This is a genomic window from Sandarakinorhabdus sp., assembly GCF_040398645.1.
Lineage (GTDB): Bacteria > Pseudomonadota > Alphaproteobacteria > Sphingomonadales > Sphingomonadaceae > Sandarakinorhabdus.
On sequence record NZ_JBBATR010000072.1, the window covers coordinates 1 to 11,298 of the forward strand.

An 11,298-nucleotide genomic window follows, 5' to 3' on the forward strand; every position below is an offset into this window, starting at 1 on the left:
TAGGGGTGGCGATCCTCGGGCTTCAGCTGGAATAGCCAGCGCTTGAACGTCGGGCTCTCCTCATAGCAGCCGGGCCCCTGATAGGTGGCAGGCGGCAGGCCCAGCCGGGCCATGTCGGTGACGGAAAAGCCTCAGCCCCGCTGATCCCCCGTCAGCCGCGAGGTGCCGGTTACGGCGTTTAACGGCTATGCCACTGCTACATTAAACAACCAATAAGATCAACGTTTTGGAGGAAGTCGGGGTGGTCTTACTACGAAAACTCATGCTCTGACCGATGCAGATGGCTTGGCCTCAAGCGCGCACAAGAGCATTGCGACCGACCGTGTCGTCTTGTTTCTAGGGCCGGCCTCCGGGATCGCGGTTGTACGCGACGTTTATTGGCAATTTGTCGATGAATGCCTACCGGAACGGGTAATTCCAGATGGTCTCGGCTCGCGGGGATTCCTGTCTGATCTGGGCCGACCTTGGACCCGGGGCGCCATTCGCCAGTGGCTTATCGACGGGCTCGCAAAATTATCCGTTCACCCGATCTGGAGGTCTGATATGTGTTTTTGCGAAGGGGAAATTTGGCCGACAGATGTCTCCCTTCACCAAAAGGCTGGCTAGAAAAAATGCCTATGCTGGTGGCCTCGACGTCCGATGGTTTCGATCAATATTCCTTAGGGGGCATAATGGTTCCGTTTAACAATCAAAAGTCATCAGCCGCCGCGGCGTTGGTATATGCGCTTGTGATAGGGTTTGTTTTTTCCACTCCGCAGGCCTGGGCGCAGCAAAGCGCGCGGCCGCCCGCAGGTCAATCAGGGGCGGCCACGGCTTCGCAGTCAGCGCGGGCCCGGGCCGCGACGCCGCCGAACCGTCCAGGCGCAACGGGCGGAAATAGCATCGGCAATTCACGCAGCGGCTACAACCCCGGCAATAGCCAAAATGCCAGCGGCAGCGGTCGCAACTCCGGTGGCAGCGGCTACAACCCTGGCAGCAATGATCGTAACCCTGGCGGCAGCGGCTACAATCCAGGCAGCAATGGTCGCAACCCCGGCGGCAGCGGCTACAATCCAGGCAGCAATGGTCGCAACCCCGGCGGCAGCGGCTACAATCCCGGCGGCAATGATCGCAACCCCGGCGGCAGCGGATACAATCCCGGCGCCAACGGTCGCAACCCCGGTGGCAGCGGTTACAATCCAGGCAGCAATGGCTACAACCCCGGTGCCAATTGGAACGGCAGCACTGGCACCGGCTGGAATCCGGGTAATTACTATGGCCGGCCCGTTATCAATGGCTGGGTTCGGCTCGGCTCGGCCGCAGCCGGAAAGGCTCCGGATAGGGATATCATTCAGGCCTATGGCCGATATCGCTATTCCAGAATCAAGTTTTGCGTGCGGTTTGCCGATGTTTCCTTTTACAGAGCCGAGGTTCAGCTGACCACTGGAAACCGTAGGGATTTGAATTTGCGATCGCGTGTTGCCAATCGTCAATGCACGCAGGAATATTATCTGCTTGGCGGCAAGAGTTTCGACATCAGATACGTGTATCTCTACTTCCGGCAGGCCGATAACTACAACAATTGGCGCAGCGCGCAGGTTGACTTGTACGCTCGGTAAACGCGCCCACGTTTGCAAAGGCGCGGCGCCTGCAAGGCAGCTCGATGATGGGGATCGGATGATCGTGCGCATGTTTCCAGCGTTTCTGCTGCCGGCGCTCCTGGCGGGCTGCGGCACTGCTTCCAACGAGGCGCCGCCACATGAGGTCGTCCCTCTGGCCATCCCGTCGCATGCGTCAGCGATCGCGGTCCCGATCAGCGCCAGTCTGCGCGATCTTCAAACCATCGCCAACCGCGTCGTGCCCGCAACCCTGGCCACCATCGACAAGCAGGAGCTAGCCTGCGTCAAGGTCAAGATCATCGGCAAGATCAGTTGCCATGTTGTCGGCACCGTCAAGCGCGGCCCGATCACCGTTGGCGGCAACGGCAATACACTGCTGCTGGTGATGCCCGTGGCAGCCGAAGTGCGTGTTGATCACTTCGCGCATGTCATGAAGGAAACTGCGACGGCGGCAGCGATCGCAACCGCGACGGTCAAGCTGGATGCCATAGGCGACTGGCAGCCGAAGCCGCGCGTCCACATCGAATACCGCTGGACGAAAAAGCCGGGAATCGATTTTCTGGGCCAGCGGCTGACCTTTGCCAACAAGGCCGATCCGGCCCTGCAAAAGCTCATCAAGCGGCTTGAAGCGGATTTGCCGCGCGAAATCGCCAAGCTGCACCCCCGCGACAAGCTGGCCGCGGCCTGGGCAAAGGCATTTACCGCGCTGTCGATCAACCGCACCAATCCGCCCGTCTGGCTGCGGCTTTCACCGCAGAAGCTTCGGTTTCGCCGCTATCATATCGAGAATGGCCGGCTGACACTTGAACTTGGCGCGATGGCGCTCACCGAAACCTTTGTCGGGCAGCGCCCGCCCGATCCGGTGCCAATACCGCTGCCAGCGCCGGCGCCGCGTGCGGTCTCCCCCGATCTTGGTTTCCGCTTTTATATGCCGGTTGTTGCCGATTACGCCGTGCTTGAACCGGTTCTGGCCAAGGCCTTGAACAAACTTGAAAAAAAGCCGATTTCTCTGCCCGGCGTCGGCACGGTCAAGCCGGATTTCGGCAAGGTCAGCCTGTATCCGACCCACAATGGCCGGCTGGCGATCGGGCTCGAGATGAAAGTGGCGACGTCGGAACGCTGGATCGATGCGCGTGGCACCATCTGGGTCACGGCAAAACCGTTCAACCGCACCGGTTCGCAGCGCGTGGAACTTCGTGATCTGCAGATCGCCGGCAAGAGCGACAGCCCGGTGTTCCAGCTGTTGCTCGCCGTTGTGGAGTCCCCGGCAGTGCAGGCCGAAATCGGCAAGGCGCTGTCGCAGAATTTTGCCAAGGATTATTCCAAGGTGCTCGGCAAGGCCGGCGCTGCCATCAGCGAAAAGCGTCTGGGTGCGTTCATCCTGACGACGCATATCGATTCGGTGGAAAATGGCGCGGTCTATCCGGCCGGACAAGGGCTGTTCATGCCGGTTGAGGCGCGCGGCACCGCGGCGCTGCGATATGCCCCCGTGGCAGGATCCTGATCGGCCGCTGACCGCCTGTCGAAACGCCGGCCGCCATCCCCCGCCGCGTCAGGCCCCAGCGCGAGCCTCGGCGCGATAGGCGCGGCCGCCGAAATGCCAGAGCAACGTGTGGCGCAGGCCGATGGCGATGCCGATGCCCGCAAGCGTATAAAGCGTGAACTGGACCAGCTTGCCCGTAGGCACACCGGTGCCAGCGCCCATCAGGACAAGGATGGTCATCAACCCGGTGGCGGCAATGGGCGCGGTGGCCGGACGGACAAAGCGATAGCCGATGCCAAGGATGATGAGCGCCAACGCCAGCGCCGACAGCGTGGGCGTGACAGCGATGAAGCTGAAATTGCGCAGCAGCAGCGCCGCGCCGACGCCGGCAATGGTGGCCGCGAACGTGGCGCCAGCGGCACGTGTGCTGGCGCCGGGATCGGCCACGGCAATGACACCGCTGGCGATCATGAGCAGGCGGAGCGCACTCTGGGCATCAAGCTGGAGCGTGAGCGCGATGAGAAGGGTCATGATCGCGGCGCTTATGGCGCAATCGGCACCACTGCGCGGCAGGGGCACATCGGCCGGTGCGGGGGCACTGCGCGGGCCAGGAAAGACGATCCAGGCGAGTGTGACAGCAAGGACCGCGCTGGCCGTGTGTGCGATGAGCAACACGGCAAGGCCGGCCGCGAAGCCCGCGGCAAGCGGCACCAGCGGGCCAAAGAGCACGATCAGCGGAATGGCGAGTGCAGCGACGGGCGTGAGCTTGCCGCCTTGCAGGCGATACGCGCCAAACAGCAGGCCGGCGACAATCACGAGATAGGCGACCGGGCTGACGATGACCGGCGTGAGGATGAACGCAAGCGCGGCGGATACGCAAGTGACGAGGACAAGCGTGACCAGCGCCAGCCGCAGCGTCAGGCCAGCCACCAGGGGGGCCAACGCCGTGACAACCAGGACCGAAGCAATATAGGCAAGCGGCAGGCCGAAGGCAGCGGCAAGCAAGGCCGCGACGGGAACGGAAAATGCGAGACGCAGGACGTGCCCGGCGCCAGCGTCAGCCAACACCAGCGTCAGCCGACATAGGAAAGATATGAGCGGATGGTCAGCACCCAGCGGCAGAACATGCCCATGACGCCGGCATCGCGGGTTTCGATCATCAGGCTGGCCCTGGAGCCGAGGCGCAGGCCGGGCGGAACCTGGCCAACGGGATCAAATGCAACGCGGATCGGCAGGCGCTGGCCGTTTGCCAGCCAACTTTCGCTCGGCGCCTGGACCAGCGCGCCGCTGGGAGCGCTCTGGTTGGGGGTGGCGATCCCGCCGCCAAGCCCGACGACCCGGCCTTTGAAAACACGGCCCGGGAAGATATCCAGCGCAATGAACACCGGATCGCCCAGCGCCACATTGCCGAGCTGATTTTCGCGAAAATAGCCGATGAGGCCAGCCTTGGAAACGTCGATAAGGCTGATCAGCGGCGCGCCGGCCCTGGCATAGGAACCGCGGCCGATCTGGAGATTGGAGATATAGCCGTCCACCGGCGCGGTGATCCGTGTCCAGCCAAGGTTGCGCTCTGCCTGCTCCAGCGCGGCGGCAGCAGCGCGCAGCTGCGGCTTGGCGGCGCCGGCTGGCCCCAGTTGCTGAAGTGCGCCGGCAAGCTGGGCTTCGGCCTGCACAACGCCAGCTTGCCGAGATGCCAGCGTGGCTTTGGTGACTTCAAGCTTGGCGCGGGTGGCATAGCCGGCCTTGACCAGCGTTGCGGTGCGATCATTGTCCTGTTGGGCCTGGACGAGTTGGACGCGCGCCGAAGTGACAACGGCGCGGGCGGAATCGACAGCCGCCGCGGCTGCGCCAATCGCCTGTTGCGCAGCACCATAAGACGCGCGCGCATTTTCGACGGCCAGGCGATAGCTGGTCGGATCGACAACGGCCAGAAGTTGCCCCGCGGCCACGCGGCTGTTGTCGCGCACCGGCACATCGAGCAGCATGCCATTGACCTGCGGGGTAACCGGCACCACCAAGGTTTCGGCCGTGGTCTGGAAGGTCAGCGGTGCTAACCGGTCCGACGCGACATTGAAGGCCAAGATGGCAATCAGCAGCGCACCGACAATATAGGTCCAGCGTCGCACTGGATCCCGCGGCGATCCCGTCTTGGCAGCAGCAACCGCTGGTTTGGCCGTATCGTTCCCCACATCACCCTCCCTTTTTTCACCACCTAGCCGAGAAACTTCGCCGCTGCTAGGCAGAGCGGAGTGGGGGGCAAGCCGTCGGCGGCGGCAACAGCGCCACAGACCGAAGGGCAGACGTGAATTTCAACGACATTTTCATCATCCTGCTGATCACCGCCGGGGTGACAAAGGCCGCAGCGTTTTTCGCAGCGCAGGCCGGTCACATGACACTGGCCGAGCGGCGTTCGGTCGCGCTCAAGTCGGTCGGCATCCAAGCGGTGATCCTGTCCATTTTCGTGGCGAGTGGCCCAAATATCCTCGCCTTTTTTCACGTCTCGATTTCCGGCCTGGAAGTGGCGGGCGGCCTGATCCTGCTGCTGTTCGCTATCGGCCTGGTGCTTGGCGAGGATCATTCACACGAGGACACGCCGCCGGCATCGCCAGCCAGCATGGCAATCTATCCGCTCGGCATGCCGCTGCTGGCTTCGCCTCAGGCCATTGTCGCCATCACCATCGCTTCCACCACGCTTGGCCCAGGCAACCGCGGGCCATTGTGGCTGGCGCTGGCGGCCATACTTGCCGGCAACCTCGTCATCATGCTGCTGCTGGCACAATTCGGTGGCGGCAGCAGCAGCGCCAAGAAAGGCCCGGGTTTTTCGGCAATCCTGCTGCGGGTGGTAGCGCTGCTGCTTGCCGGCCTGGCGATCGAGATCATGGCGCTAGGGCTACGCGGTTACGGTATCATCCCGCCCCTGCCGGCAGGCTTTGTGCATTAAAGCTGGTGTGTGCTCGAGCTTTTAGCGCACGCAAAAATCTGTTGTGAACATCTGTTCTCAGGCAATTGGCGAAGCAGATGCAGGCGTTTTGATGATCGGGATTGCTATCGACATGGGCCACATCAACAGTCGGCCCACCGCCTGAGCCCAGCCGGGGCGCTGGCTTGGCCGAAAAATGAGACAGATAGCCCGCGCGTAAACGCCTCTTGCCAATGCCTTCACCGGTGGGCCTGCGGCCGATCACTGGTTCCCCATCTAAACGGTAACAAATCTCAGCTTCTGGGCAGATTGGTCGTTTTTCGTGCATACTATGCGCGGCTGATCCCCAACTTCTGCGCCTGCCGGGTAACGGCAGCCCGTGCGCTCGATCGATTATCGTTTTGCGCCCGGCAACAGTCCCGCCTTGCCAAGTGCCCGGACAAAAAACCATTAACCAACGTCATCACGTCGATCCGGCTCTGCTGGTTCGCTTTGGATATCCGATCCGAAAACCCCGGCAGCGTCTTCTCGCCCTTTCTGGCAGCCAAAGCCACCTTCGCCTTAAAAGCCCGATTATGGTTCCGACGTGTTCGCTCCGTTATATGATCTCCTGTTTGGCAGCCATCCTTGCCGCCTTCGGGCAGAAACGCCACTCAGCCGACTGTGCAGATTTACCGCGCCACTTCTGTCAACACATCCGAGGCAAACAGCTTGTGCGGTTGACAGCATTCTCGCTAAAGAACGGAGTGTGAAGATGGTGCCAGCAAATATTTTTCGCCTGTTGATAGCGCTCGGATTGGGGACGCCGCTTCTGATATTGGCAATCCCTGCCGCAGCGCTTTATGCACCGCCCGCCGTATCGGGCGCTGTTGTTGTTACCCCCTCTGATGCCGCACGCCGAGCCGACAACATTAACGGTCTGATGGCGGGTCGGCTGGAACCTTCTATAGACGCCAGGAAGTTATTCACAATTTCTCTTTCGGGCGATGAAGCGGACGTGCTTCGCTGGACGCTGACCATGCGCAAAGATCGCACAGTCTTTCGGCAGGCGCTACGGGACCCCGCAATATTGATTGGTCTTTCGAGAGATAAGGCACGATTAGCGATAAAGCTTGCCGAGTTTCTCTGGTTGACCTCTTCGCGACAGGCTGAGCTTTTCAACGCCCATGCCGCACGCGAGGCTGCCGCCCGAACTGCCGCGGTCAATGTCGAGAAACTCGCCGGTCGACAGCTTGCTTTGCGTTTGGAGGCGGCAGAGTTGCAGGCGTACCTGGATGGCCGCCCGGCATCGGTGGCTAGTCTCTCAGTCGATCTTCTTGATGGGGGAGATATCGCACGCCTCGGCAATAGCCTGCCCATTTCAACTGACCGGAGCGTTGCAACGCGCTTTGTGGCCACAAAGGTCATGGCGGAACCGGTCGCGGTAGCGAATGCAAAGGCATCTGTTGATGAGTTGCAAGCCTGGGTCGATCGGCTGCGTGTCAGGATCCTGGCGCTGCCTGCCAGCGATCGCGTGCGGCTCGATGCCATCCAGTCGCAGAGTGGTAAGCTGCAACAGGCCAGCGGCGCGGCGAGTGCCCGCGCACCGTTGCGATTGACAGCTGCCAATATGATCGCGTCCGAGGCGGGGCTTGAAACCGACCGGCGGATGGCGGTGCAGGCGGGAAAGTTCGCGGCCTATCGGCAGTCATTGGGTGCCATGACGATGGAGCTGGAGGAAAGCAAGGCTGCGATAATCGCAACGTTCGATGCTGCGCTTGGCTGGCAACAGCGCGTGGCCGCCCTTGCCGAAGGCAAAGCTATGAACGGCGGGGCCGATCGTCAATATCAGGAATTGATAGATACACTCCGCTCAGTTCGCAGCGCACTTGGAATGGCGCTTGCAAGAACAGAGGAGACAGCGACATACTTGCCTCTTCTCCCTGCCCTGGACCCTCTGCTGCCCGCGAATGACCCGCGAACGGTCGCGCAGGCGCGGGAGCGTAACCTGTTGGCATTGGAGGCGGATAAACTGCAATTGCGCGCCAAGGCACTGGTCTGGCAACAGCGGAAAGCGCTATACGATGCCATGATCGACATGAACGCTGCAAGGCTACAATTGATCGACTTTTTGTCGCCCGAGAGCCGCGCCCGCGTGACGGGTTTCGATGTCGATGGTGTGGCGCAGGTGAAGCGCGAAATACAACAGATCGCGCTGACCATAAATTACAATACTCTGATGGGCCTTGAGCGCGCTCGAGATCGTGAATATTTTATTTCCCGATCTGGTTCAACAATCATCATGGCGTTCATCGAACTATTGTTGCTATCTTTTATATTTTCCACCTGGCGCAAACGGGGTGGCAGTTTTCTTCAAGCCGTTGAGAAAAAATATCTGGCCCACCGTCCAAAAACGCTGACGACGTCCTTCCTGACCTATGGTGCCGGCATCGCGCACAAGCTCGGGCGGCCGCTGGATTGGCTTGTGTTCCTGTTGCTTCTCGCCTGGCTGTACCCGACGATCATCGAGATAGGCGCAATCCAGTTGGTTTGGCTTGTGCTGGTGTGGTTTGCGGCTGCAGCGACAATGGTTTTGTTCATCGATGCCTTGGTTCAGGGGGTCCACGACGACGATCCGCGCGCGGCGCTACGGCGGCGTTCATTGCGGCTGGTCATCGGCGTGATGCTCGGCGTCGGCCTGTCCTTGTCACTGACGATAGCGGCGGTGGGTGAAGGCGCCATCTATAACTGGGTCCTCACGTTCTGCTGGCTGTTGCTCGTTCCCTTGATCATCCTGCTGTCACAGTGGTGGAGAGATAGAATTGACGCACTTGCAGCCCTCGGTGCGCCACGCAACGTCGTGCTGGCCTGGTCGTCGACGCATGCAAATGGCGTTGCCGGAAGCGTTGGCCGTATCGCAGCCGGCGCCATCTTGATGCTCCAGGGTACGCAATCGGTTGCTGCCAGGCGAATAAACCAACTTGCCCTTATCCGGGAAGTCTCCGGGCAGCGCGCGCGCGATAAGGCGACGGCTCGCGTGCGGGCTGATGAAGCGAGCGGCCGCTTTGTGCCGGTGCGCCTTGACGAAGCAGAGCGACTGTCTCCGCATGGCCGCCCGCTGTCGGTCTTCAAGGCGGATATCCCTGTGCAGGAACTCGACTCGGTCGCCTTTCCGCCAGGCTGCCTGGTGGCCATCATCGGGGAGCGCGGGCTGGGCAAGACAACGACAATCGAACGATTTCTTGCAAAAAGTGCCGCGCCGAAACGACTGTTGCTCAGTGCCAGCACATCGGGCCTCTCCGGAATTTTGGCCGCGCTGAGCGCGGAGCTGCAATGCGACACGACGCTGACCGCGATTTGCAACACGTTGGAAACCAGCGAATATGCCATTGCGATCGACGATGTGCAGCGCCTTGTCGTGCCGTCGATCGGCGGCCTGGACGGATTCGATCAGTTGATCGCGCTCGCGCGCGCGTCCGGTGGCGGTACGTCATGGTTGTTTGCGATTGGTGGTCCAGCATGGTCCTATCTTGCGCGTGCACGGTCCGATCGCGCCATGTTCGACGATATCGTCTATCTCAAACGCTGGCGCGCACGACACATCAGATTTCTTGTTGAACACCGCACTGAGCAGGCTGGGCTGCGGCCAGTCTTCAATCTTGATGCACAGAATGCCGGCACCATGTTGTTCGATAGTGATATCGCCCCCGAAGAACGGGCGCGAAGGCAGTTTTTCGGAGAATTGACTGACTATGTGGCCGGCAATCCGGCCGTTGCACTGGAATTCTGGCGGCGAGCGCTATTTCGTGATCAAGTTGAGGAACTGGTCGCTGTTCGAACGTATCGAACGCCTGATACGGCCGCGTTATTCTCGCTGCCTAAGGCGACCCAGTTCGTGCTGCGCGCGCTCCTGCAGATGGAAATTGCTTCGGTCGCAACGATTGCCACGTCAACCGATCTGCCCAGCGTCGTTATCTGGGATTCACTACGTGCCCTGATGAAATTAGGTGTCATCAGTGAAATTGATGGCGGGTATCGTCTCACGCTCTACTGGTTCCAGGATGTGAGACGGCTGCTGGAAAGTCAGAACCTCGTCGTCGGGGGAGCGGTGGCATGAACGGAAATCATATCCGCCACAAGCCGTCCGTCCATGGGGCGATTGCGATCATGTGGATGCCGACGGCGGTGTTCGCACAGGACGTGGCCAACGCCGATGTAACCCAACTAGGCAGCTTTGTGCGTTGGAGCGGGGTCGTCACATCGGTCATCATCATAGCCGGTGTCTGGGTTCTCCTACGTTTGCTTGGCAGATTTGTTGCAAGTTTCAGTGCGCAATTTGCTTCACGTCGTTTGACGATGCAAAAAATTGCGACAATCGCACAATTCCTGATCTTCATCTTTACAGTTGTTATAGTGATGGCCCTGTCATTCCGGATCGACAAGACGGTTCTGACACTCATTGGAGGTTCGGCAGCAGTTGCCATCGGCTTCGCCATGAAGGATTTGGTGGCATCTTTCATTGCTGGCATCATCATTATTATGGACCAACCGTTTCAAGTCGGAGATCGGGTTAGTTTTGACGGTTTTTATGGCGATATCACGGCCATCGGTCTTCGCTCTGTGCGCTTGCAGACGCTGGATGATAGCACGATCACCATTCCAAACAGCAAATTTCTCAGCGAAATCACTTCATCCGGCAACTACGGTGCATTGGACATGCAGGTTGTCATCGATTTCTACATCGGAATAAATCAAGATTTAGATCATGCACGGACAATCGTAACCGAAGCGGCTCTTTCGAGCCGCTATGTCTATCTCGCAAAGCCAGTGGTCGTGCTGGTAACACAGGAAATTATACAGAACCTTGTTACTGTTAGACTTAGATTAAAGGCCTATGTACTTGATACCCTTCATGAAAAGTCTTTCGAGACCGATATTACAGTCCGCTGCCTCAGGGCAATGCGGGAAGCGCTAATTGAGCCTCCACAATTGTTTTATGCCCCTGGATGTGACCCCGTGATTTCATCCAGCGGGAATTAGAGCCGTGCCGTAGGTGTTGCGCATCGGCGCGACCGGAAGCAATGGCCTGTGGAGCAGAGCCCGAAGGGCATAGCGGAACAGGCCATTGCTTGGTCAGGTCAGCGGCGAAAGCCGCTGGGGTCTCATATCCAAGGGCTGAGTGTAGCTGCTCGTGGTTGTAATCCTTGGCCCAAGCAGCGACCGCTGCTCGGGCATGGTCGAGGTTCATGAACAAGGTCTCCTTGAGCAGTTCGTCGCGCATGCGACCGTTGAACGACTCCGCATACGCGGCCTAGCAG

The 11,298-nt window shown here is 60.1% G+C and carries 7 protein-coding genes and 1 pseudogene; 5 read left to right on the forward strand and 3 right to left on the reverse strand.

The window, feature by feature from the left end; genetic code table 11:
- Positions 1 to 611 precede the first annotated feature (611 nt).
- Both ABWP50_RS12175 and ABWP50_RS12180 read left to right on the forward strand, forming a co-directional pair.
- The gene (locus ABWP50_RS12175; RefSeq protein WP_353218256.1) at positions 612 to 1,598 is read left to right on the forward strand and encodes a DUF2541 family protein; all 987 of its coding nucleotides are present in this window, start codon (positions 612 to 614) and stop codon (positions 1,596 to 1,598) included.
- Between the two features lie 70 nt (positions 1,599 to 1,668).
- Positions 1,669 to 3,102 (forward strand): DUF4403 family protein, encoded by a 1,434-nt coding sequence (locus ABWP50_RS12180; RefSeq protein WP_353218262.1) that lies wholly within the window; start codon positions 1,669 to 1,671, stop codon positions 3,100 to 3,102.
- A gap of 48 nt (positions 3,103 to 3,150) precedes the next feature.
- Here ABWP50_RS12180 and ABWP50_RS12185 read toward each other — a convergent pair whose 3' ends face one another.
- Together ABWP50_RS12185 and ABWP50_RS12190 are read right to left on the reverse strand one after the other, a co-directional pair.
- Positions 3,151 to 4,023, reverse strand: coding sequence for a hypothetical protein (locus tag ABWP50_RS12185; protein ID WP_353218257.1), 873 nt, complete (start codon positions 4,021 to 4,023; stop codon positions 3,151 to 3,153).
- Positions 4,024 to 4,154: 131 nt separating this feature from the next.
- Entirely contained in the window at positions 4,155 to 5,207 is a 1,053-nt protein-coding gene (locus ABWP50_RS12190; RefSeq protein ID WP_353218258.1) for an HlyD family secretion protein, read from the reverse strand.
- A gap of 176 nt (positions 5,208 to 5,383) precedes the next feature.
- Here ABWP50_RS12190 and ABWP50_RS12195 point away from each other — a divergent pair, with 176 nt between their 5' ends.
- The 3 genes from ABWP50_RS12195 to ABWP50_RS12205 all read left to right on the forward strand — a co-directional run bounded on the left by ABWP50_RS12195 (position 5,384) and on the right by ABWP50_RS12205 (position 11,020).
- Entirely contained in the window at positions 5,384 to 6,022 is a 639-nt protein-coding gene (locus tag ABWP50_RS12195; protein WP_353218259.1) for a MarC family protein, read from the forward strand.
- Positions 6,023 to 6,755: 733 nt separating this feature from the next.
- On the forward strand, positions 6,756 to 10,097 hold the full coding sequence (locus ABWP50_RS12200; RefSeq protein ID WP_353218260.1) for a hypothetical protein: 3,342 nt from the start codon (positions 6,756 to 6,758) through the stop codon (positions 10,095 to 10,097).
- The gene (locus ABWP50_RS12205) at positions 10,094 to 11,020 is read left to right on the forward strand and encodes a mechanosensitive ion channel family protein (protein ID WP_353218261.1); all 927 of its coding nucleotides are present in this window, start codon (positions 10,094 to 10,096) and stop codon (positions 11,018 to 11,020) included. Before ABWP50_RS12200 ends, ABWP50_RS12205 begins: the two co-directional genes overlap by 4 nt.
- Before the next feature lie 37 nt (positions 11,021 to 11,057).
- Here the strand turns inward: ABWP50_RS12205 and ABWP50_RS12210 are convergent.
- Positions 11,058 to 11,285, reverse strand: a pseudogene (locus ABWP50_RS12210) (integrase core domain-containing protein); the annotation flags it as partial.
- Positions 11,286 to 11,298 lie beyond the last annotated feature (13 nt).